The sequence below is a fragment of the Nostoc sp. DSM 114159 genome (assembly GCF_053470285.1).
In genome coordinates, this window is the sequence record NZ_JBPFEH010000001.1 from 3,244,855 (window position 1) to 3,267,936 (window position 23,082).

At 40.1% G+C, this 23,082-nt stretch carries 18 protein-coding genes; 17 read left to right on the forward strand and 1 reads right to left on the reverse strand.

The window, feature by feature from the left end:
* The first annotated feature begins 419 nt into the window (after positions 1–419).
* Together ACR5KR_RS13360 and ACR5KR_RS13365 are read left to right on the forward strand one after the other, a co-directional pair.
* Complete coding sequence (locus ACR5KR_RS13360; protein ID WP_445631961.1) at positions 420–572, forward strand: hypothetical protein; 153 nt, start codon at positions 420–422, stop codon at positions 570–572.
* Positions 573–1,114: 542 nt separating this feature from the next.
* Positions 1,115–2,236, forward strand: coding sequence for a hypothetical protein (locus tag ACR5KR_RS13365; protein WP_445631960.1), 1,122 nt, complete (start codon positions 1,115–1,117; stop codon positions 2,234–2,236).
* A 336-nt stretch (positions 2,237–2,572) separates the two neighbouring features.
* Here the strand turns inward: ACR5KR_RS13365 and ACR5KR_RS13370 are convergent, their stop codons facing one another.
* Entirely contained in the window at positions 2,573–3,958 is a 1,386-nt protein-coding gene (locus tag ACR5KR_RS13370; RefSeq protein ID WP_445631959.1) for a response regulator, read from the reverse strand.
* A gap of 747 nt (positions 3,959–4,705) precedes the next feature.
* On the opposite strand from ACR5KR_RS13370, the gene ACR5KR_RS13375 reads away from it, so the two are divergent.
* From ACR5KR_RS13375 to ACR5KR_RS13445, 15 genes are all read left to right on the forward strand, one after another.
* Positions 4,706–5,380, forward strand: coding sequence for a vWA domain-containing protein (locus ACR5KR_RS13375; RefSeq protein ID WP_445631958.1), 675 nt, complete (start codon positions 4,706–4,708; stop codon positions 5,378–5,380).
* 50 nt (positions 5,381–5,430) lie between these two features.
* Positions 5,431–6,213: a PP2C family serine/threonine-protein phosphatase gene (locus ACR5KR_RS13380; protein WP_445631957.1), complete on the forward strand. Its 783-nt coding sequence runs from the start codon at positions 5,431–5,433 to the stop codon at positions 6,211–6,213.
* 58 nt (positions 6,214–6,271) lie between these two features.
* Complete coding sequence (locus ACR5KR_RS13385; protein WP_448266847.1) at positions 6,272–8,440, forward strand: tetratricopeptide repeat protein; 2,169 nt, start codon at positions 6,272–6,274, stop codon at positions 8,438–8,440.
* Between the two features lie 327 nt (positions 8,441–8,767).
* Positions 8,768–9,541, forward strand: a complete 774-nt coding sequence (rfbF, locus tag ACR5KR_RS13390; protein WP_445631955.1) for a glucose-1-phosphate cytidylyltransferase — start codon at positions 8,768–8,770, stop codon at positions 9,539–9,541.
* Between the two features lie 137 nt (positions 9,542–9,678).
* Positions 9,679–10,893 carry an L-2-hydroxyglutarate oxidase gene (gene lhgO / locus ACR5KR_RS13395; RefSeq protein ID WP_448266848.1) on the forward strand — a complete coding sequence of 405 codons (1,215 nt, stop codon included), beginning with the start codon at positions 9,679–9,681 and terminating at the stop codon, positions 10,891–10,893.
* A 439-nt stretch (positions 10,894–11,332) separates the two neighbouring features.
* On the forward strand, positions 11,333–12,364 hold the full coding sequence (locus ACR5KR_RS13400; protein ID WP_445631953.1) for an NAD-dependent epimerase/dehydratase family protein: 1,032 nt from the start codon (positions 11,333–11,335) through the stop codon (positions 12,362–12,364).
* A gap of 51 nt (positions 12,365–12,415) precedes the next feature.
* Entirely contained in the window at positions 12,416–12,589 is a 174-nt protein-coding gene (locus ACR5KR_RS13405; RefSeq protein ID WP_448266849.1) for a hypothetical protein, read from the forward strand.
* Positions 12,582–13,535, forward strand: a complete 954-nt coding sequence (locus ACR5KR_RS13410) for a glycosyltransferase family 2 protein (RefSeq protein ID WP_448266850.1) — start codon at positions 12,582–12,584, stop codon at positions 13,533–13,535. The genes ACR5KR_RS13405 and ACR5KR_RS13410 overlap by 8 nt, the downstream gene beginning before the upstream one ends.
* A 38-nt stretch (positions 13,536–13,573) precedes the next feature.
* Positions 13,574–14,581, forward strand: coding sequence for a glycosyltransferase family 2 protein (locus tag ACR5KR_RS13415; protein WP_448266851.1), 1,008 nt, complete (start codon positions 13,574–13,576; stop codon positions 14,579–14,581).
* A gap of 50 nt (positions 14,582–14,631) precedes the next feature.
* Positions 14,632–15,474: a phytanoyl-CoA dioxygenase gene (locus tag ACR5KR_RS13420; RefSeq protein ID WP_448266852.1), complete on the forward strand. Its 843-nt coding sequence runs from the start codon at positions 14,632–14,634 to the stop codon at positions 15,472–15,474.
* Between the two features lie 21 nt (positions 15,475–15,495).
* Positions 15,496–16,341 carry a phytanoyl-CoA dioxygenase family protein gene (locus ACR5KR_RS13425; RefSeq protein WP_448266853.1) on the forward strand — a complete coding sequence of 282 codons (846 nt, stop codon included), beginning with the start codon at positions 15,496–15,498 and terminating at the stop codon, positions 16,339–16,341.
* Positions 16,342–16,432: 91 nt separating this feature from the next.
* Positions 16,433–16,978 carry a dTDP-4-dehydrorhamnose 3,5-epimerase gene (gene rfbC / locus ACR5KR_RS13430; RefSeq protein ID WP_448266854.1) on the forward strand — a complete coding sequence of 182 codons (546 nt, stop codon included), beginning with the start codon at positions 16,433–16,435 and terminating at the stop codon, positions 16,976–16,978.
* A gap of 351 nt (positions 16,979–17,329) precedes the next feature.
* Positions 17,330–18,643, forward strand: coding sequence for an NAD(P)H-dependent oxidoreductase (locus tag ACR5KR_RS13435; protein ID WP_448266855.1), 1,314 nt, complete (start codon positions 17,330–17,332; stop codon positions 18,641–18,643).
* A 396-nt stretch (positions 18,644–19,039) separates the two neighbouring features.
* Positions 19,040–20,140: a glycosyltransferase gene (locus tag ACR5KR_RS13440; protein WP_448266856.1), complete on the forward strand. Its 1,101-nt coding sequence runs from the start codon at positions 19,040–19,042 to the stop codon at positions 20,138–20,140.
* A gap of 101 nt (positions 20,141–20,241) precedes the next feature.
* On the forward strand, positions 20,242–22,470 hold the full coding sequence (locus ACR5KR_RS13445; RefSeq protein WP_448266857.1) for a GumC family protein: 2,229 nt from the start codon (positions 20,242–20,244) through the stop codon (positions 22,468–22,470).
* The last annotated feature ends 612 nt before the right edge of the window (positions 22,471–23,082 follow it).

Consider the following 23,082-nt stretch of genomic DNA (forward strand, 5'->3'; position numbering starts at 1 on the left):
AACCCGTCGTAGATATCGCTTCTTACATAACCATTACGAGTGAGAGCCGTTTGCTTTCTCACGCTTAAGTTAAAATACCATAAAACCAGCAATCTAAATACACAAGTTTTTTTCTGATTTCAAAAACTTCAACAGTGCTTTGCAAGGAATTTTTTGCTGAATTTCAGTAGAACGATACAAATAAAGCTAACTAGCAATAATCGTCATTTGTAATTTGTCATTGGTCATTTGTAAGGGTTTAAAATATGTTTATGTTTATTAATATAGTTGGGTTTATTCTCCCCGACTTACTTATCTTGAAGATTCACCTAGTTTTACTTTCTAGCATTATTAGTCCATATTTTAGCAATTATTACATTATGTAAAAGGGACATTATTTTTTCTCTATTCTCAACAAGCCCAGTTTTTTGAGATGAGCAATGACCACAATTTCACGAGGCGTAGCCCTTCTCCTATCGGAGACGCTCTTGCTAGCTTGCTTCCACGAACGCGAACAGCGTGCCGTAGGCAAGTGGTACGGCTGCGCTCAGGAACCACCCATCGGAGATATGGCTTTGAGACTTGAAAAATAAATCAAATGAGAAATGCTGATTTTTTCGTTGGTTCTTAACATTGGTTGCGATCGCGAGTAATTTAGATGTGTTTGCTCTAGCGATCGCATAACTTGAATCTTTAAAACTCGATCAAACCTCACAAGTAATATTTTATAACTCAAGAGACTACAAAAATTACACTTACTCTTTTTTGTAGTGGAATTATATTGCATTGTGTTGTATAACTCCAAAGAGATAAATTTGCCCCTTTTTGAGCCGAAAAAATCACTGTATAAACTGCCTCTAAAGCCTTCTATATCAAAATTATCGGATAATTTGCTGAAATCTAACTCAACAAGATCGAAAGAATAGACAATCTAATCTAAAAAATCGGCAATCCAATCGAAATTTTGTTCATTTTAAATATAAATTTGATTTTGTACACTTTTACTAAATGCGGTGATTGCTGTTTTTATTAGTATTTTTTAGTGAAAATAAAAGTAAAAAAATGCTTTCATTCATGTCGTCGATCTTCCTCTTGATAGAGGGATTTCAGTTTGAGTAATAGGAGTTTAATTCTAATGGCAACTTCTAACAATAGCAATCAAACTGTTGGCTCACAAAGTACTAGCAACAGTTCAACTGGTAATGGCAATTTTTCTTTCAGTGATGGCAAATGGCAGTCTACCGATGGCAGTAGTTTAGATAGTGGCAGTAGTTTTGGTGGCGCTGCTAGCGGTAGTAATCCTTTCGCTTCCTTTATCGGTGGTGGTAACTCATCCACAACCAGTGAAGATGGAAAGTACAAATATAATTACGAGCGACCACTTGACGAGCGGGCTTTAACTGATACCAATAATCCGTTCAATCAACTCATCGGCGTCGTTGGCGGTGATATTAGTGCCTTAGGTGGCGGTAGCAACCCCTTTGCTGGCGCATCTAGCGGTAACGCATCTGGTGGCGGTAGCAACCCCTTTGCTGGTGGTGGCGCATCTAGTGGTAACGCATCTGGTAGTAGCGCCAACCTCCCTGGTAACTTACCATTTGGCAGCACTCCGCCCTCCAAGGAAAGTGGTAGCAACCTACCTGAAACTGGCAACGGTCAACCTGTACCTTATAAGAGCGACAACTGGATATCTGATATTCAAAAATTAGATGGTGCAGATGCTACCGATAACAGTGGCCAAGGTAACGGTAACTGGCTATATGGTAGTAACAACACAACCGACGGTAATGGTAACTGGAATTTTGGTAGCGGTAACACAACCAACGGTAACGGTAACTGGAACTACGGTGATGGCGGTAAAACCGAAGGTAATGGCAACTGGGGCTTTGGTAACGAGAATACAACCAACGGTAACGGTAACTGGAACTTAGGCAATAATAACGACATCCTTGGTAATGCCAATACACTACCTGGTAGTAAAAACGATATCCTTGGTAGTGGCAACACTGCCAATGTAACTAACAGCAATCTCCTGGGAAACCGGATTGAAGCTAGTGGTGATGACAAAACACTCATTGGTAATGAAGGCTGGAATTTCTCTGTTAGTGGCGAACTGATATCGTTAGGTAGTACTAAACCTAGCCAAAATATAGGAACTGATGTCAGCAGTTTACTCAGCAGTTCTGACCTTGTAACATCCGCCATATCAAATCCAGGCTACAACAACCCAAATTATGATTTCTCTACCATAGCCTAAAAGTTGGTAACAGAAAGGAACCTGTTTTGCATCGGTAAGCCTGTCTATTATGGCAATGGCCCTTTTTACCAACTTGAGTTGATTACATTTTGAATACAATACTTCTGGGTTAAGCTTTGCAGTTGACATTGCTCTCATTGAGCGGCGCAAGAATCAACCTTCTAGTACTTCAAGAATTTCAATCTGTTAGGACTTACGCAAACTCTACGATTCTTGACGTTATTGGCGTTCTTGGCAGTTCGATAAATTAAGCTTTTTAGCACTTTTTGCGTAAGTCTAATCTGTAATTAACCCAGAAGTATTACTCTTTTAAATGTAATGGGTAAGGTAGTTAATTTAAGTCAAATGCATAAAAACTATTTTCAGTAATTCGGCGCGAGTAAACGGTTTAGTCAGATATCCAGAAGCCCCAACTAATTTCGCCTTTACTTTGTCTACGATTCCTTTATTCCCAGTGACAAAGATAATAGGAGTATTTTGAAATAGTGAATTATTTCGTATAATTCGGCACAACTCATAGCCATCAATTCCTAGCATATTTAAATCCAACAAAATTAAATCCGGTTTGTGCCTTATAATTGACAAAACTGCTTTCACTGGATCGTTAATAGTTACTACAGAAAAGTTTTCATTTTCTAAGAAATAACTGATTTCTTTAAGAATTGTAGGGCTATCATCTACAGAAACGATTTTGTGGACTTTTTTTACTGTTACAGTAGCAGCCGTTACTCTTGGGGAAGCAGAATTTATGTTATTTGATATTGTTGGTTCCTGAAAGTTTTCTTTGGAAGGAGTAGAAATCTGTGGTAATCGCTGAACAGGCACTATTTTCTCTTCAGGAATATTTTGGTAAGAATTGACAGTGTTACTTAGTTCTTGTTTCGTGTCAATTAACCCTGAAATCAATTTTGAGAAAAGCGATTGCTCCTCAAAAATCCTTGGTAACTTATCATAAGGTGGATCGGGTTCATGAAGGATAATCGCACCCTTCAGAATGTAAGGGTATAAATTGCGAGCTAGTTGAATTTCATCTTGATTTAAAATTACAGCCAGATGACACAAGCTAAAACCCTTCATCCAGTTAATTAAATCTGGCTGTAAATTTGGTAAATCTTGGTCATCAAACTTGCTATTAATCAATAGATATGGACGTTGATATGCAGAAGAAATTTTAGGTATAAAAGCCTGCCAATTTTGTAATCTTAATTGGCAATACTCTAGAATTTTTTCGACACCTAGCCGACAAATTTTTGGCATCCTATCAAGTGATTCTGTTAATTCATAAGTACCTTCTTTGATGAGCAAAAATGATTCAATTACCTCTTTAACTAATTCTTGAACCAGTACTGCTGCTTGTGTAGAATGTAGATGTTGTTGACTAACAAGCCAGGATATAGCCTGATACTCAGGAGGGTGGCTTCTCGAATTAGTGTCATCTTTGATTAACTGACTGTGTGAGTCAGGTTCAAACATCAGCCGTACTTGATGGCGAACCTCATTAGTCAGGAGTGGAATTTGCTGGCTGAGGCGTCGCAAATGGCGTTCTAGTCGATCGAAGGGTTCCACGGAATGGGTAGCGTAAGTTATTTTGCCTTGTTCTAAGTAAATCGACCAAGAAACTGAGTTACTCAATACTTGTAAACAAGTACTGTCGGAACAATTGGATAATTGTCTTAACAAACTTAGAGGACGTAGTTTGGTGAATGTACCTGAGTTATTCATATTTTTCAAGTTTTTTGCGGAATCAACAAGCGAACATTTGTAGATTGAAAATATGAGCTATAAAGTATTCTCTTTTTTGTAATATTTTTCTAACCACAAATTATTTATTTGAAAATATGTACATATATTAAAAATTGTAAGGCTTATAAGTACTTTGTTACATTTAGCACATTTTACTTAACCTATCTCAAAAAGTAAGTAGGTATGAATAAAGGTAAGCATCTATCATAACGAGATTATCAGTGGATGTTGGTTAATTCTGGATTTTACTAATTACTGACAACTCTTGAGTGAAGACCTTAATAATGACGTTTCTTTATGCCCACTCACTTCCAGAAGCAAATTTAATTCCGAGTTCGCGTAGTTACACTGGTATCCTTCTAGAGTTAACGAGCTTAATTATGGTTAATTACTTTTCCTTCAAGAAACGATTCTTCTACATAAAATCTTTAAAAAATTATCTAAAAAAGTTTACGTATTTATTGTACTGTAGGGTTAATGGATATAACTTTTTGGTAGATACATTACAACAGGTAATGCTGGGTTTTGATAAACTCTTTTTTGCTAAACTAAGCTGTACTCAAGTTCATCTTAAATATATAGAGAACTTCATGAAAATAATTTGTTTAATAAAGATTAGAGCATCTACCAATAGATACTATATTCTGTAGTCGCCTCGGCGATTGGAACTATATACTCTGAGCAAAGGGAAATAAAGCTTTGAACTTTAACATAACACAAAAAGTTATGCATGATACATTAAGACTTGATGAAGTAGTAGAATTTGCTGAGAACCCAGAACCCCGTTGTCCTTGTGTACTTTTATTAGACACATCTGGGTCGATGCAAGGAGAGCCGATTGAGGCTTTAAATCAAGGTTTACTAAGCTTAAAGGATGAACTAGTCAAAAATTCCTTAGCCGCGAGACGGGTGGAAGTGGCGATCGTCACTTTTGATAGTAATATCAATGTAGTACAAGACTTTGTGACTGCCGATCAATTCAATCCACCGATTTTGACAGCCCAAGGCTTGACAACAATGGGTGCGGGAATTCATAAAGCTTTGGACATAATTCAAGAGCGGAAATCTCAGTATCGTGCCAACGGGATTGCTTACTATCGTCCTTGGGTATTTATGATTACCGATGGAGAACCCCAAGGTGAGTTAGAGCAAGTGGTAGAGCAAGCATCTGTGCGCCTACAGGGAGACGAGGCGAACAAGCGGGTAGCATTCTTTACAGTTGGAGTAGAAAATGCAAATATGACGCGTTTAAATCAAATAACTGTACGTACTCCCTTAAAGCTTAAAGGATTAAATTTTATCGAGATGTTTGTCTGGCTGTCAACTAGTATGTCGGCTGTTTCTCATTCCCAAGTAGACGAACAGGTAGCACTACCGCCGATTGGTTGGGGGACTGTTTAATGAAAAATCGCAGCTTGATGTTTACCCAGCTAGCTGCTTGAAAAAAATTTATGAACATATCAAAACAGATTGCTCAATGGCGGATTGTGGCTGCATCTGTATGTGGTACAAGTCACTTAAAAAACAATCAATTATGTCAGGATGCTCATCACTGGCAGATATTGTCAGATAATGTTTTAGTGGCGGCCGCAGCAGATGGCGCGGGTTCTGCTAGCCTTGGGAAAGTGGGAGCGATGGTTGCTGTAGAGACAGCAATAGAAAACATTTCTACCATTGGGCTGACCCGAAAAAGTTTGACTGATGATACATTAGTGCGATCGCTCTTAAATGATGCCATATTCGCCGCTAAAAAAGCTGTGGAGGATGAGGCGGCTACTTGTGACAAACAGCCTCAAGATTTAGCAACTACCTTAATTATGCTGGTTGCCACACCAGAAGTTGTAGCTGTAGTTCAGATAGGTGATGGTTTGGCAGTGGCAAAAGATCGTTTGGGCAATCTGCTGGCACTAACTATGCCTGACAGTGGTGAATACATTAACGAAACTACTTTTTTAACTTCGCCTAATGCTTTAGATACAGCACAAATGAGACTATGGCGCACAGACATAGTAAACGTTGGTATCATCACCGACGGATTACAAATGCTGGCTTTGAATATGGTTGTTGGCGAACCTCACAAACCATTCTTTTTTCCGCTGTTTGAATTTGTCGCCAATACCGAGGATAAGACAGAAGCAAAGGAGCAATTGGTAAAATTTTTACGCTCAGAGCGGATTACGCAACGCACTGATGATGATTTGACACTCATTATAGCTGCATTCAACGACTCATGAGCAACAAATCTACAGGTTTCTACATCTTACAATAACTTCCGTTAGCGGTAATTTCATTATGCAGGTACTACGTTGTTCCCCCAGAAAAGAAATCCTCAGTCTCAATGTCAGTTTGGGACGTGGCGGTGAAGCTTGTGTTTATGCAGTGCCATCCGATAACGACTTCGTGGCAAAGATTTACCACAAGCCAACCACTGCTCATGCAGAAAAACTCCAGGCGATGCTTGCCAACCCGCCAGAAAACCCGACGGCGAGTTTGGGGCATATCTCTATCGCTTGGCCAGAGGATTTATTACGGGCGGCAGATGGCAAAAATAGCATCCTGGGCTTTTTGATGCCACGTATTCAGGGGATGCGTCCAATCATCGACTTTTACAACCCCAGAACCCGTCGGCAACATTGCCCCCTATTCAACTATCAGTACCTGCTCCGCACGGCTCGTAACTTGGCGGCGGCTTTTGCCGCTTTGCACGCTAGTGGATATTGCATTGGTGATGTGAACGAGTCCAATATCCTCGTCAGTGATACAGCACTGGTGACCTTGATAGACACAGACTCTTTCCAAGTAACCGACCCAAACAGCAATGTTGTTTATCGTTGCCCAGTAGGTAAACCAGAGTTTACTCCGCCAGAATTACAGAATAAAACTTTTGCCCAGCACGATCGCGAAATTTCTCACGATTTATTTGGGTTAGGGGTGTTAGTATTTCAACTCTTAATGGAAGGCACCCACCCATTTTCGGGGATTTTTCAAGGTGCGATTGAGCCACCACCCTACGAAGCACGCATTGCGTCGGGTCATTTCACTTACAGCCAAAAGCGTTACGTACCCTACCTGCCGACACCCATTGCCCCCCCTTGGGAAATTCTCCATCCCAGCTTACAGGAATTATTTGTCCGTTGTTTTGAAGAGGGTCATAACAATCCCCAACTGCGCCCCAGTGCCCAGACTTGGCTCTCAGCCATCGCTGAAGCCGAAGAGTCCCTAATTACCTGCACAACAAATCCCCAGCATCGCTACAACAACCATATGCGTAGCTGTCCGTGGTGCGAACGCACCGTGCGATTAGGCGGACGCGACCCCTTCCCATCACATCGGGCTATAGAAGCTAGAGAACATCTCCAACCGCGAGTCAAAGCGAGAAAACGCTACAATCAGACACCGCATTTTCCCCAGCGAGCCATGTCACCGCAGCAGCTAGCTAATTACTGGCAGCCAATAATGACTCCCAGCGGTTCATACAAACCTTCCAAAAAGTCAAAGTTGTACCCGATTATTTGTTGTTTGCTGGGCTTTGGTTTATTGGGATATGCAGACGTGATGATTAAATTTACTCAGCCGTTGGTTTCCCAAAATGCTTACACCCAACAAACAATCAAGTCTTCCCAGCCAAATAATAAACTTAGCTTCGCTGATTCTTATCAGCAAGGTTATATTGCTTATAAAGAGCGAGACTATGACAAAGCAATTGTCAACTTTAGCCAAGCAATTGAACAAGAACCGACACATGCTAGAGCAATTGTAAATCGTGGTAATGCCCGCTATAACCTGAAAGACTACGAAGGAGCAGTTACAGATTATAGCCAAGCTTTGAAAATCAATCCCAATCAAACCAAAGCTCTGGTAAATCGGGGCAATGCCCGCTATATGCTCGCCGAATATAGCAACGATCCCGACCGAGAATATAATCTAGCGATCGCAGACTATAATCGAGCCATTGGTCTGGATAATAATGAAATTGAAGCTTATATCAGACGAGGAATTGTCCGCGCCCAAATGGCTAAATACAGCGGTGAATCTCAACAAGCTTACACAAAAGCGATCGCAGATTTTACTCAGGCAATAAAACGTAATATCTCCAAAGCCGAAGCTTACTTCCAGCGGGGTGTTGTTTATTATCAAATTGCGCAATATAGCAGCAATTATCAGCAAGAATATAATCAAGCGATCGCTGACTTTAACCAAGCATTAACTCTCAGCCCCAAACTAGCAAAAGCATATCTCAAACGAGGTATGGTTCGCTATGAACTGGCACAATATGGCGGTAGTGAAGCTAACAAAAACCAAGCGAAAGCTGTCGAAGATATACAGGCATCTGCCAAAATATTTCTTGAGCAAGATGACATGGATAATTATCAACAAGCACTCAGTAATATGTGTGTAGTCATCGAAAACAAATGTGACCCTTTATTCCAAGGCTCAAGTAATGTGGAAAAAACTAACTAGAAATGAGTAAGTTTTGTTACTAGCATCTTGTTGATTTTGATTGAAAAAATCAAGTATGACTAGGGTTAGCGCCAGCTAATCCTAGTTATTTTATAGGTGATATTTTTATTTCATTGAGTAATTTATTTCTGTATTTATAGATATTCATAGAGCTTTTATATAGAAAAGATTTTAATTTATCTTACCTTTATAATTTCATCGTAAATTACAGTTAGATTATTGACGGAGAAACAGAAATCAGAAATACATTTCTCTGCCTTAAAGTGCATCCTCTTCATCTCGCAAAAGTCGAATAATCATATCCCTACAAATCTCCGAGGTAATTGCATGAAAGCGGTGATTTTGGCTGGAGGTCTTGGTACACGCCTCAGTGAAGAAACCAGTGTTAGACCCAAGCCGATGGTTGAGATTGGTGGTAAGCCAATTCTTTGGCACATAATGAAAACTTACTCTGCCCACGGCATTAATGACTTTATTATTTGTTGTGGTTATAAAGGTTACATCATTAAGGAGTATTTTGCTAACTACTTCTTACACATGTCAGATGTTACCTTTGACATGCGCTTTAACCAGATGAACGTGCATTCTGGTTATGCAGAACCCTGGCGTGTCACCTTAGTAAATACGGGTGATAATACAATGACAGGCGGACGCTTAAAGCGAATCAGCGAACATCTTGGTAATGAAACTTTTTGCTTTACTTATGGCGATGGTGTTAGTAATATTAATATCACCGAGCTAGTTAAATTTCACAGAGAACAAAATAGCTTAGGAACACTTACAGCCGTTCAGCCAGCTGGACGTTTTGGTGCTATTTCTTTAGGATATGAGCAAACTAAAATCACTAGCTTTCGGGAAAAACCGGAAGGTGATGGAGCTTGGATTAATGGCGGTTATTTTGTGTTAGAACCAGAAGTAATCAACTTAATTGCTGATGACTCTACGGTATGGGAACAAGAGCCATTAGAAAAGCTAGCTGATATGGAGCAGCTATCTGCTTTCAAACATGATGGGTTTTGGCAACCAATGGATACTTTACGCGATAAAAACTATCTCGAAGGGCTGTGGAAAAACAATCAGGCTCCTTGGAAGGTATGGTAAGAGAAGAGTTAGGAGTAGAGACGCGATTAACCCTTGTCTGTACAAAAGTTAAGAGTCAGGAGTTAAATAACAAATGACAAATGACAAATGACAAATGACTTTATAGATTTACTGTAATTTGAAGTGCGATAATACTAATGTATGATTTTGCGATTATCGGTGGGGGAATAGTTGGACTCTCGACAGCGTTAGCTTTAGGAAAACGCTATCCCAATGCCCGCATTTTAGTACTAGAAAAAGAGAGTCAATGGGCATTTCACCAAACTGGCAATAATAGCGGGGTAATTCATTCTGGTATTTACTACAAGCCAGGGAGTTTCAAAGCTAAATTTTGTCGTGATGGTTCTCGTTCAATGGTAGAATTCTGCCAAGAGCATAGAATTGACCATGAAGTTTGTGGTAAAGTAATTGTTGCAACTGAAGAACAAGAACTACCACGCTTAGAAAATCTCTACCAACGCGGCTTAGAGAATGGCATAGAAGTCCAGAGAATTAGTCCTGAAGAAGTCAGGGAAATTGAACCTCACGTAAGATGTGTAGGTGGCATTCGGGTATTTTCAACTGGTATTGTTAATTACAAGCAAGTTTGTTTGAAATATGCCCAGCTAATTCAACAGCAGGGTGGAGATTTACACCTGAATACAAAAGTCCTGAAAATCTCTCCAAGTGGTAAAAATCAGGTACTGCAAACAAACAAGGGTAGCTTTGAAACCCGCTTTGTAATTAATTGTACTGGATTGCATAGCGATCGCACCGCTAAACTAGGGCAAGTTGAACCCCAAGCCAAAATTGTCCCATTCCGGGGAGAATACTACGAACTCACCCCAGAAAAACGCTATCTAGTCAAGACATTAATCTACCCAGTTCCCAATCCAGATTTCCCCTTCCTGGGTGTCCACTTTACCCGGATGATTGATGGTAGCGTCCATGCAGGGCCAAACGCAGTTCTATCCCTCAAACGCGAAGGTTACAAAAAAACCGACTTTGACTTACGGGATTTTATGGAAGTCATCACTTATGCCGGCTTCTGGAAGTTAGCAGCTAAACACGCTGATGAAGGCATCCAAGAAATCATTCGTTCTTTTAGCAAAGCAGCCTTCACCAGAAGTTTACAAAAACTAATTCCCGAAGTGCAAGCAGAAGATTTAGTTCCCACCCATGCAGGAGTTCGCGCTCAAGCCTTAATGAACGATGGCAAGCTTGTAGACGACTTTTTGATTGTTTCCGGTCAAAACTCCATTCATGTTTGCAATGCTCCTTCTCCTGCTGCGACATCCTCTCTAGAAATCGGCAAAGCACTTGTGGCAGAAATTCCCCAACTTTCGCATCTAGAGAGTGTAGTCACTGCATAGATATCACAGTTGTTATTTCCGGGACTGCTGAATTAAGGGATGAATCTTGTATAGTGGGCATCTTTACCTGCCTGAAAATACAAGAAACAGGTAATACCAATTGGAAAAAAGAATGCGACAAATACACCATTTGTAGAGACGCGATTCATCGCGTCTTGACCCAAGGATGTGTTGTAATCATTAATTGAATTGGTATAAGACAATACGCTTGGGTTAAGAAGAATAGTAGGTTGGGTTGAGCAACAGCGAAACCCAACAAAGCCTTGACAATGTTGGGTTTCGTTCCTCAACCCAACCTACACCAGTTTTAGTTTTTAGCCTACAAACTAAAAATATAGCGGTTCCCTTCTAGATGCAACAACACTCTAGGACATACATCTGTGCGTCCAGCTAAACGAAGAATTTAACTCATCAATACAATACAAAGGAATTAACCACAATGAAAATATTAGTAACTGGCACAGAAGGCTATCTAGGTTCGTTATTACCCCCTTTGTTAATCGAACGAGGACATGAAGTTATTGGTCTAGATACCGGCTTCTATAAAGTTGGTTGGCTGTACAACCCTAGTGGAGTCACACCCAAAACCCTTAACAAAGATATCCGCAACATCACCCCTGATGATTTGGAAGGTATTGAAGCCATAGTTCACATGGCAGAACTCTCCAACGACCCAGCCGGACAATTAGCACCCAATATTACCTACGAAATTAATCATGTAGGTTCAGTTCGTCTAGCTAGTCTAGCTAAGGCTATGGGTGTGCGTCGCTTCGTATATATGTCTTCGTGCAGTGTCTACGGTGTTGCTACCGCAGGTGATGTCACAGAAAAATCCGCAGTTAATCCTCAAACAGCCTACGCAGAATGCAAAACTCTTGTAGAAAGAGATGTCGCACCACTCGCTGACGATGACTTTTCTCCCACCTTTATGCGGAATGCAACAGCTTTTGGTGCTTCTCCCAGAATGCGCTTCGATATTGTTTTAAACAACTTAGCAGGGTTGGCATGGACTAGCAAAGAAATCAAAATGATTAGTGATGGCACACCTTGGCGGCCATTAGTCCATGCATTGGATATTTGCAAAGCAATAGTTTGCACCTTAGAAGCACCACGAGACATTGTACATAACCAAATCTTCAACGTGGGAGATACAGCGAATAACTATCGCGTTAAAGAAATCGCAGAAATTATTGCTGATGTTTTTCCAGATTGCAAATTGTCCTTTGGTGACAACGGCGCAGATAACCGCAGCTATCGCGTATCCTTCGAGAAAATCAACACAATCCTACCTGGATTTAAATGTGATTGGAATGCCCGACTTGGTGCCCAGCAGCTATTTGATTTATTCAGTCAAATACACATGGCTGAAGATACTTTCTTGTTTAGAGGATTTACTCGTTTAAAACAGCTAGAGTATCTAATTCGGACAGAGCAAATTGACAAAGATTTCTTCTGGAATAAAAAATACTAAAGCTGCCTAGCTGCAACAGAAAAAGAATCTAAGCTTCCGAATCAAATAGTATTGATTCGGGCTTATTCTATTCCTCAAGTTATTTGCAATCAGCGAGTTAAAATTTATGGCATTCATGTCAGCATTAGTAAACGAGTTAGCCATCTGAAAACTAAAGAGATTGTCGCTGGACTGCATCGCTACATTTTGAGAAAAAGCCAAATAAACAAAGTCGAAGATGAATAAATTGCTGACTATCGCAATCCCTACATTCAATCGTGCCCAGATTTTAGATAAACAACTTACTTGGTTAGCTAAATCTATTAAAGGGTTTGAGTCTGACTGTGAAATCTTTATTTCTGATAATTGTTCTACAGATAATACTCAAGAAGTTATTAAAAAGTGGCAGATAATTCTTAGTAATGTCACATTTAGATCAAATAAGAATAGTGAAAATGTTGGGGTAATGAGTAATATTGCTTGTTGCTTAAAAGCTCCAAATAGTAAATATGTTTGGACAATTGGTGATGACGACCCAATTCAAGAGAGAACCCTAGATTATGTGCTAACAACACTAAAAAAACATTCAGATTTAGCACTAATGTTTTTAAACTTCTCTGGTCGTCAAAAACAAACAGGTCAACTGGTTGTCGAACGCTGGTTGAATAGCGATAACGACGAACTAAAAGTTGATGGTAAAACTGTATTTCAAAGTTATCTGAATGAAAATTTTGGCGGTGTACTTTTTATATCAGCAGCAATTTATCGCACAAATCTAGTGCAACGCGCTTTACAAAAATGGCCGTCTGCTACTAATAATTGGGCATCTCAAGCATATTGGACTGCATTTTGTGCTGCTCATGGGAGTGTCATCGTCACTAAAGACACTTATTTAGAATGTACTATGGGCGCTAGTCTTTTGGATCTCGATCCGACATGGAACTTTAAAATGCGATATGCATACATACCTGAAGTTTATATAAAACTACTAAAAGTAGGATATCCTCATAAATTTTGTCAGGAAATGATTTGGCAGAATTTCCATCAAAAAACTGACTTGAAAATCCTATTAGGTGCTTTCAAACGTTGGCCTTTATTGACAATCAAGATATTTCTTCCTTACCTCCGTTTGTTAAGTATATCAGCTTGGGCAATTCTTTTTCCACCCAAACAGCTAGAGAGTAATTTGTAACTATTCATATATCAATTTATTAACTACTATTTCTTACCATGCAGAAATTACTAACTATTGCTATACCAACTTATAATCGTGCTGAATTGCTGGATAAACAGTTAGCATGGCTAGCTCAAGCTATCAAAGGTTTTGAAGATGATTGTGAAATTTTGGTTTCTGATAATTGTTCAACAGACAATACTCAAGATACAATCAAAAAATGGCAAATAATACTTAGCAATATTCCATTTAAATCAAATAAAAATCCTCAAAATTTAGGCGTTGTCAAAAATATTATGTATTGCCTAAATTCTACTACAACAAAATATGTTTGGACGATTGGTGATGATGACCCAATTCAAGATAGAGCTATTGCTTATGTGATTAGCAAACTTAAGCAATATGAAGATTTATCATTGTTGTTTCTCAACTTTTCCGGTCGGAACCAAATTACTGGTGAACCAGTTCATCCACCAACAATTGTTGGTAATCGCTGGTTTGATATAGAGAGTGAAGATGGTGATGGTGATGGTAAAGCTATATTTGAGCATTGTTTCTCAAAAAGTGTCGGTGCAGTCATTTTTCTGACTGCGACAATCTACCGCACTGATTTAGTGAAACGCGCTCTACAAAATTGGCAAGATGCTGAGAATAATTGGATATCTTTAGCATATTTAGCCGGGTATTGTGCTTCTAATGGTCGTGTAATTGTCACGAAAGAGACTTATTTGGAATGTGTTGTGGGTGTGAGTTATTGGCAGAAAGAACCAAAATCTGCACTTTTAATGCAATACAAACACATACCCGAAGTAATTTTGAAATTGGAGCAGAGTGGATATTCTAAGCAGTTTTGTCGGCGGATGCTTTTGCAAAACGGTAAAGAAGTCAACTTGAAAGTTTTCTTAGGTGCTTTAAGAAGATGGCCTATGTCTGCCATTAAGACAGTAGTCCCATTTTTAGCTTTAGTCGGTTTATGTGCTTTTGACGTGATGATTTCTAAAGAATTTAGTTTAGCCGAATCAAATGAAATACCTGCTCAAGAAGTACGAAGCTATAAGCCATAAGCTACTAAATTACTGAGAAATCGACATTAAAATTAGAAAGAGTTTACCACATGTTTAATGTAATTAAACGCAAAATATCTACGCTGTCTGCTGACTTTGAATATTATGTAGCTCGTTGGAAGCATAGCAGAAATCTGCCAGCATTGGAAGGGCGCGAGCGCAATATCCTCAAGGCTCTTAAAAAAGACGGCGTTTGCGTCACAACTCTAGCAGATTTAGGATTAACTTCTAGCTCCGAACTACTCAAAGCTGCTTACCAGCAATTGTCTCAGATGGAAAATCCCAACAACGACCATCTAGACGAAAAGTTGCCACAAATTTACACAGTTACAGGTTTACCAGAATTTTATGCCTGGGGAATGGAGAAAAGACTTCTCAATCTAATCGAGAATTATATTGGTCTGCCGATTGCTTTTCACGGCGTACACTTACGTAAAGATTTCCCTAGCAAACATCAGTTTGGCACGCTACTATGGCATAGCGATGCCGAAGATCGTCGGATTATCAAAATCTTTATTTACTTGAATGATGTCGAAGAAAAAACTGGGCCTTTTGAATACATTCCCCGCTCTTTAACTTCCTTGTTTAGTTGGAATTATATTCAGCTTTACTACAAACTTTGGAAATCAGGCTATATGGGCATTGATGATGAAGAAGTGAAACCAGTCATCCCCAAATCAGCTTGGAAATCCTGCCCAGGCCCAGCAGGTACTGTGATTATTGTAGATACGAAAAATGCTTTGCATCACGGCACAGTCCGCACAGAAGAACGCTCAACACTATTCTTTTGTTATACCGCCAACCCTCCTGAAAGACCAGAACTCTGTACCCAATACTGGGATGATACTTATCCCAGAGCAGAGTTAAGACAACAAGTAGAAAATAGCCGATAGTCTATTAAAGGTAGTCATGCCATGCTGCTCAAGATTAAACGCAAAATATTTTCACTGGGATCTGAGTTAGTTTACAGATTAGCACTTTGGAAACACGCTGCTAATTTGCCTGTACTAGAAGCAAGCGATCGCAAAATTCTTGATGACCTTAAATGTGATGGTATTCATGTTACCACACTTGCTGAATTGGGATTTGATTCAACAGCAGAATTGCTCAAGGCAGCTTATGCTTATTCGTCCCAAATGGAATCTGGCAATCATGACGATTCACATGAAAAAATTCCCCAAGTTTACACAGTTACATATTTACCTGAATTTGCTACTTGGGGAAACGAAAAAAGGCTCCTAAACATCATTGAAAACTACATTGGTCTGCCAATCATTTTTCATGGTGTACATCTCCGCAAAGATTTCCCTAATAAAAATCAGTTTGGTACACAACTATGGCATAAAGATGCAGAAGACCGCCGGATGATCAAAATCATTATTTACTTAAATGATGTTGAAGAAAAGCACGGGCCCTTTGAATATATCCCAGCTTCTTTAACCTCTTTATTTAAATTAAACTATTACCGTACTTACTACAAGCTTTGGCAATCTGGTCATTTAGGTATCACCAATGAAGAACTAAATGAAATCATCCCGAAACAGGCTTGGAAATCTTGTACAGGATCGGCAGGAACAGTCATTATTGTCGATCCCAAAAAAGCCATACATCACGGTACATCACGCACTGAAGATAGGTTAACTTTATTCTCGTGCTACACATCTACTTCTCCCGACCGTCCAGAAGTTTGTACTCAATATCGAGACAATACTTTTCCCCAACCAAAGTTAGCACCATATAGTTCAGTCCAAGCAAGCTAATTGTTAATCTAAAAACCCACTCAAAACTATTTTTGATGAGGTTTGTAACAAGTTTTGTTGTCCTCAATATTCTTCTCAAGGTTATTCATTCATGATCTTCACTTCAACTGCACTCAAAGACGCATTCATTATTGATTTAGAAGAAAAGCCAGACCACCGTGGTTTTTTCGCTCGGTCTTTCTGCGCTCAAGAATTTGCAGCACACGGATTAAAGCCAACAGTTGCTCAATGTAACCTGTCTTTTAATTATAAAAAAGGCACTATCCGGGGAATGCACTATCAAATTTTGCCAGCAGCAGAAACAAAATTAATTCGCTGTACGAAAGGTGCAATCTACGACGTAATTATTGATATGCGTCCTGAATCTCCTAGCTTTTTATCACATATTGGTGTAGAGCTAACTCCAGAAAATCGCCGCGCTTTATATGTTCCAGAAATGTTTGCTCATGGCTATCAAGCACTCACCGATGAGACAGAAGTTGTATATCAAGTGGGCGAATTTTACACCCCAGGATATGAAAGAGGTTTACGCTATGACGACCCATTTTTTAACATTGATTGGCCTCTAGATGTGACTGAAATCTCCGAAAAAGATTTAAATTGGCCTTTGTTGAGAATGATGACTGTTGGCGTATAGACTATTTCTCTGTGCCAGGTGTTTTCCACACAACACACTGGCTCCTCTGTATGAGGTAAGGTACTTCCAAAAAAATACCATCGCTATAGAGGCAAGGGGAGGGAATATGCAAGAGCAAATCAATAAGAAAAGTTTGCCCAAGCCTACAGAAATACTGTCAAGCAAATTATCAAAAATCATAGCCGGAAAAACAAACTGCTGTTATGGCATCTAGCAAGCAACCAGTTAGTAGCTATCATTAATGATAATTACCATGAAAATGTACTTAATGTTGAACTGTAAAAAATTATTAAGTGCAAAATTATCGAGAATTTGTAACACAACAAACAGTTCCAAAAAGGAGTTTAGTTCATGATTATTATCGATCGCGCCTTACAAGCCCGTGCAGCAGCAGGAAATCCTATCAAAGTGGGAATGATCGGTGCTGGTTTTATGGGTAGAGGAATTGCCAACCAAATTGTCAATTCAGTGCCAGGAATGGAGTTAGTTGCTATCTCTAATCGTCAGATTGGTGCAGCTAAACAAGCTTATTCGGAAGCAGGGATTGAAGATATTCAAGTTGTTGCAACTATCAGCGAATTAGAAGATGCGATCGCTAACGGTAAGTATGCAGTCACAGAAGACGCTAAGTTACTGTGTCAGGCTGAAGGCATCGATGCATTAATCGAAGTCACGGGTGCAGTGGAATTTGGTGCTGGGATCGTTATGGAAGCGATCGCCCATCGCAAACATGTGATTATGATGAATGCCGAACTCGATGGCACCATTGGCCCCATCCTGAAAGTGTATGCCGACAAAGCAGGCGTGATTCTCAGCGCTTGTGATGGCGATCAGCCAGGGGTGCAAATGAACCTTTATCGCTTTGTAAAAAGCATTGGTTTAACTCCCTTATTGTGCGGTAACATTAAAGGACTTCAAGACCCCTATCGCAATCCCACCACCCAGGAAGGATTTGCTAAACGTTGGGGTCAAAAGCCCCACATGGTGGCTAGCTTCGCCGACGGAAGCAAAATTTCCTTCGAGCAAGCGATCGTTGCCAATGCCACAGGCATGAAAGTCGCCAAACGGGGAATGTTGGGATATGACTTCAGCGGTCATGTCGATGAAATGACCCAGTTATATGATGTTGAACAACTCAAAGAACTAGGCGGTATTGTCGATTATGTAGTTGGAGCAAAACCAGGCCCAGGCGTATATGTATTTGCCACTCACGACGACCCCAAGCAACGCCACTATCTCAACTTATATAAATTAGGCGAAGGCCCACTTTACAGCTTCTATACTCCTTATCACCTCTGTCATTTTGAAGTTCCCTTGTCCGTAGCGCGTGCTGTTTTATTTGGTGATGCCGTTATGTCTCCACTAGCAGGCCCGCTAGTAGATGTTGTCACCACCGCCAAAATCGACCTGAAAGCAGGAGAAACCCTAGATGGCATCGGCTACTACATGACCTACGGACAATGTGAAAATTCCGATATCGTCCAACAGCAAAATCTTCTACCAATGGGTTTAGCTGAAGGGTGCCGCCTCAAACGAGATATTTCTAAAGATCGAGTCCTCACTTATGAGGATGTAGAATTACCCGAAGGCAGACTTTGCGACCGACTACGAGCCGAGCAAAATGCCTATTTCGCTCCAGAAAAAATCTTAGTAGCAGTTGGATAATATCGGTTCTAAAAATATTCGCCACAAATGAATTAGCTGTAGGGGCGTACAGCTGTACGCCCCTAATACGTTTCGGATAAGATCCCCCCACCTGCGGCGACCCCCTTAAAAAAGGGGTAAAGAGGAGAAAAAGCCCCCCTTTTTAAGGGGGGTTGGGGGGATCTCCGAAGCCCCTATATATTTGTCGCCAGAATTTCATCAAGAGGATAGAAAGCTATACTGCGGGACACTAAAGTTGTTGATAGTAATACCAATTTTAAAAAAGAATGCGACAGATAAACACTTCCAAACCTCCGTTTTGTCTGGCTTTCTTAATTTTGAATTTTGAATTTTGAATTGGTACAACTTGCTGGGGAGCGTTTCAACAAACCCGATCGAAACTTTAGGTCAAATTTCATGAAAATTGCTCTCGTCCATGATTATTTAACCCAGCGAGGTGGGGCAGAGCGTGTGTTTGAACTGCTTTGTAAGCGCTATCCTGAAGCAGACATTTTCACATCTTTGTACGATCCCCAAAAAACTATCGATCTAGGCGATCGCATAGTTAATACAACCTTCTTACAAAAGATTCCTGGTGCAGCAAAATATTTTAGGTCGATGGCTCCTTTATATTTTCCTGCCTTTCGTGCCTTGGATCTGCAAGACTACGATTTAATTATTAGTAGTAGCACCAGCTTCGCCAAAGCAGTACGAAAAAATCCCAATGCCCACCATATTTGTTTTTGCCATAACGTCACCCGTTTCTTATGGGATACAGCAACTTATTTAAGAGAGTACGGAGACTATAGATATTTTGCTCCTTTAATCGAACAAATATTTCAAGTAATGAGAAAGGTAGACTTGAAATATGCACAGGAGCCTGACCTTTACATTGCTAATTCTAGTGTTGTTGCCCGCCGAATTGAAAAAATTTATGGCAAAAAGGCAATGATGGTGAACTATCCAATTGATACTAGTAAATTTGTTTTTTCCGATATAAAAGATGAATATTATCTGGCCTCCGCCCGGATGATCGGTTATAAGCGACTTGATATAATAGTCGAAGCTTTTAATTGGTTAGGGTGGCGGCTATTAATATCTGGTGACGGGCCAGAATTAGCACGGTTAAAATCCAAAGCATTACAAAATATTGTGTTCTTGGGACACGTAAGTGATAGAACCCGCAAAGACTTGTTTTCCAAAGCCAAGTCTATTATTGTCGCAGCCTTAGAAGATTATGGGTTAGTGCCAGTAGAGGCTAACGCTAGCGGTACACCAGTCATCGCTTATGGAGCGGGTGGAGTATTAGATACTCAAATACCAGGTGAAACAGGAGTCTTTTTCAAAAGACAAACACCTGAATCTCTCCAAGTTGCCTTACTAGAAGCCAATGGCATTTCTTGGGATTACGATCGCATCCGCAATCATGCAGTAGCAAACTTTTCAGAAAATGCATTCTTTGGCAAGGTTGAGCAAATTATTAACCAAGCTTGTGGCGTGCAGCAATTATTCATTTGATTTCTGAATTTTCCACTATCAGATTACCTATTTATTTGTCAAAAAAATAGGTAATTTTCGGAGAATCTCTTAGCGTAAGTCTTGAAGACAAGGATATAAAAGTGGTTCAAAATAGTCTAAATCCTCATCTAGCCCTAGCTTCTGAAAGTGAACCAAGTTACGGGCAAATGTTTGCCGTATTTGTGCGGAGATTTCCTTGGTTCTTAGCAGTATTAATTAGTTCTCTTGTTATTGCCAGCATAGTAACTGTAAAAACAAAGCCTACTTATAAAAGTTCTATGCAACTGCTAGTAGAACCTAACTATCAAGGTAAAACGGAAGGTGGTGCGGGAGTAGACAATCAGTTTACTGACTCTAATGTGGTCATAGATACTGCCACCCAGCTTAACTTGATGCAAAGTTCGGGACTCATTCAAAAAGCAGTTGATAAACTTCAGTCTAATTATCCAGATATAACTTCGGCGGAAATTAAAGCTTCTTTGGTCTTAACTCAAATTAGGAGCAAAGAAGATAATGTCGCTACTAAAATCTTTCAAGTTGAATATACCGCTGGAGATCCTGAAAAAACCCAAAAAGTTCTAGATGCCATTCGACAAGTTTATCTGGAATATAACAAACAACAACAGACTGCGCGTTTACAAAAAGGTCTGCAAATCATTAGGGAACAGTTAAGTAAAGCCAGCGAAGAAGTAAACGCATCTGAGACAAATTTACAAAGATTTCGTAGAAATCAAAACTTAATCGATCCAGAGTCACAGGCGAAAGCGATTGAAACAGCTTTGAACAATCTTTCCCAAGAAAGACAGACAACTCGCGCTCAGTATGGGGAAGCTTTAGCACGCCAAAAATCTTTAGAAGAACAACTTAACCGTTCTCCCCAAAATGCTTTAGTTGCTTCTCGTTTGAGTCAGTCTACTCGCTATCAAGGCTTACTAAACGAAATCCAAAAAAGCGAATTGGCACTAGCACAAGAACGCTTACGCTTTACAGATCAAACTCCGAGCGTGCAAAAGCTCAAAGAACAGCTTCAGGGCCAAAAGGAATTATTGCAACAAGAGGTAGGAAGAACTTTAGGCGAAAAGTCTGCTGGCGCGTTCACTTCTGGAGATTCTCTTCTCGAAAAAGGGCAGTTGGGTCAAATCGATCTCAGCCTTGCCGGTCAGTTAGTAGAAACGCAGACAACTATAGTTGCTTTAACTGCTCGCGATCAAACTTTGGCTCAGAAAGAAAACGAGCTGCGTTTGGAAATCAAACGTTTCCCGCCTCTGTTGGCTTATTACAATCGAATGCTACCACAGTTGCAATTTAGTCGTGAAAGATTAGAGCAGCTTTTAAGAGCAGAACAACAATTACGGCAAGAACTTTCCAAGGGTGGATTCAATTGGGAAGTGGTAGAAGATCCTCAAAAAGGTGCAAAATTAGGCCCCAATCTTCAACAGAATTTGCTGTTAGGTGCTGTGGTTGGGTTAATGTTAGGAGGTATTGCTGCCTTTATTCGCGAATCGGCTGATGATGCAGTTCACACCACTGCTGAATTAGAGAAGCAAATGGCTATGCCTTTGTTGGGAACAACTCCCAAGTTACCGCCAGCCAAACCTAGAGAATCAATGATTAAGTTGCCTTTTGGCAAGCCAGAAGTTCTCGCTCCTTGGACGATTCAGGTATTGCAATCTCCACCGCGTTGGGAATCGCTGGATCTGATTTACAAAAACATTGAACTTTTAAATACTGTTACTAATTTAAAATCTTTGATGATTACCTCGGCTTTAGCCGATGAAGGTAAATCAGCTTTGGCGTTGGGTTTGGCAATGAGTGCTGCTCGTTTACACAAAAGAGTACTGCTGATTGATGCCAACTTACGCGATCCCAGTTTGCACCACCAACTGAATCTTCCTAATGAGCAGGGACTTTCAACTTTATTGGCGAGTGATACAACTCTACCCAACCAAATTAGTCTTCAATACTCAGGTTCCGCCTACATCGATATTTTGACCGCTGGCCCCAAACCTGCCGACCCAGCTAATCTGTTGAGTTCTCCTCGAATGATCCAATTAATGACAGCATTTGAGGAAAACTATGATTTGGTTCTGATAGATGCGCCCCCAGTTCTCGGTTTGGTGGATGCCATGCTTACTGCATCATCTTGTCGTAGTGTGATTATGGTGGCAAGCATTGGTATTGTGACGCGAAGTCAGCTGAATCAAGCGACAGCGATGCTGAGTAAGTTAAATCTGATTGGAGTTGTAGCTAATGGGGTATCAAATAGTAATAATTACGTACCTAATGTCAAACAACAACAATTGGCTCTACGTCAAGCTGTAGAAAAGTAGCTAGTACGGCTAGATGATAAATCCCCGACTTCTTAAAGAAGTCGGGGATTTTGCGTTTTGGATTTTTTTTCGTTTCTAGCTAGAGGCTAGAAATGCTGTTAATTGGGCTGCTGCCGCGAGTAAATGTCAAATTTTTAACGTAGACGCTTCTCTACGAGACGCTACGCGAACGGCTTGCCGCAGGCTACCGCAGAGGCGCAGAGGAAACAGAGAGAAGAGAAAAAATGCTTAATCTAAGCGTATTGGTTCATTGGGCTGCTGCCGCGAGTAAAAGAGGCGGAGCCTCAAGGACGGGCATTCCCAGTCTGAGACTGGGAACGAGGCAATCTGCTAAAAGCTAGTTTTTACCTTAAATTGATAGCAATGATTCATGAATTGTTTCTGCGTTTTGATGAACCAAATTTAATTTTGTTGCTATCGGGAAGAATTCAGTATATTTATGCTATCTTTATGGTTTTTCAGAGAAATCACTGACTCTTTAAAGAATAGATAAAGAAGTTATTTGAGCGATCGCTATTTCTACAGAGTCTTATATTCTAGAGATTAAAGCACCTTCATAAAGGCTAGAAGACAAGAGCAGACTGGTTTTTCAAATCTATCAAGATAATGGAC

Excerpts from the sequence above, each read along its gene's own strand:
- ACR5KR_RS13360 (WP_445631961.1), top strand. The coding sequence starts at position 420 with ATGACCACAATTTCACGAGGCGTAGCCCTTCTCCTATCGGAGACGCTC.
- ACR5KR_RS13365 (WP_445631960.1), top strand. The coding sequence starts at position 1,115 with ATGGCAACTTCTAACAATAGCAATCAAACTGTTGGCTCACAAAGTACT.
- ACR5KR_RS13370 (WP_445631959.1), bottom strand. The coding sequence starts at position 3,958 with ATGAATAACTCAGGTACATTCACCAAACTACGTCCTCTAAGTTTGTTA.
- ACR5KR_RS13375 (WP_445631958.1), top strand. The coding sequence starts at position 4,706 with ATGCATGATACATTAAGACTTGATGAAGTAGTAGAATTTGCTGAGAAC.
- ACR5KR_RS13380 (WP_445631957.1), top strand. The coding sequence starts at position 5,431 with ATGAACATATCAAAACAGATTGCTCAATGGCGGATTGTGGCTGCATCT.
- ACR5KR_RS13385 (WP_448266847.1), top strand. The coding sequence starts at position 6,272 with ATGCAGGTACTACGTTGTTCCCCCAGAAAAGAAATCCTCAGTCTCAAT.
- rfbF (WP_445631955.1), top strand. The coding sequence starts at position 8,768 with ATGAAAGCGGTGATTTTGGCTGGAGGTCTTGGTACACGCCTCAGTGAA.
- lhgO (WP_448266848.1), top strand. The coding sequence starts at position 9,679 with ATGTATGATTTTGCGATTATCGGTGGGGGAATAGTTGGACTCTCGACA.
- ACR5KR_RS13400 (WP_445631953.1), top strand. The coding sequence starts at position 11,333 with ATGAAAATATTAGTAACTGGCACAGAAGGCTATCTAGGTTCGTTATTA.
- ACR5KR_RS13410 (WP_448266850.1), top strand. The coding sequence starts at position 12,582 with ATGAATAAATTGCTGACTATCGCAATCCCTACATTCAATCGTGCCCAG.
- ACR5KR_RS13415 (WP_448266851.1), top strand. The coding sequence starts at position 13,574 with ATGCAGAAATTACTAACTATTGCTATACCAACTTATAATCGTGCTGAA.
- ACR5KR_RS13420 (WP_448266852.1), top strand. The coding sequence starts at position 14,632 with ATGTTTAATGTAATTAAACGCAAAATATCTACGCTGTCTGCTGACTTT.
- ACR5KR_RS13425 (WP_448266853.1), top strand. The coding sequence starts at position 15,496 with ATGCTGCTCAAGATTAAACGCAAAATATTTTCACTGGGATCTGAGTTA.
- rfbC (WP_448266854.1), top strand. The coding sequence starts at position 16,433 with ATGATCTTCACTTCAACTGCACTCAAAGACGCATTCATTATTGATTTA.
- ACR5KR_RS13435 (WP_448266855.1), top strand. The coding sequence starts at position 17,330 with ATGATTATTATCGATCGCGCCTTACAAGCCCGTGCAGCAGCAGGAAAT.
- ACR5KR_RS13440 (WP_448266856.1), top strand. The coding sequence starts at position 19,040 with ATGAAAATTGCTCTCGTCCATGATTATTTAACCCAGCGAGGTGGGGCA.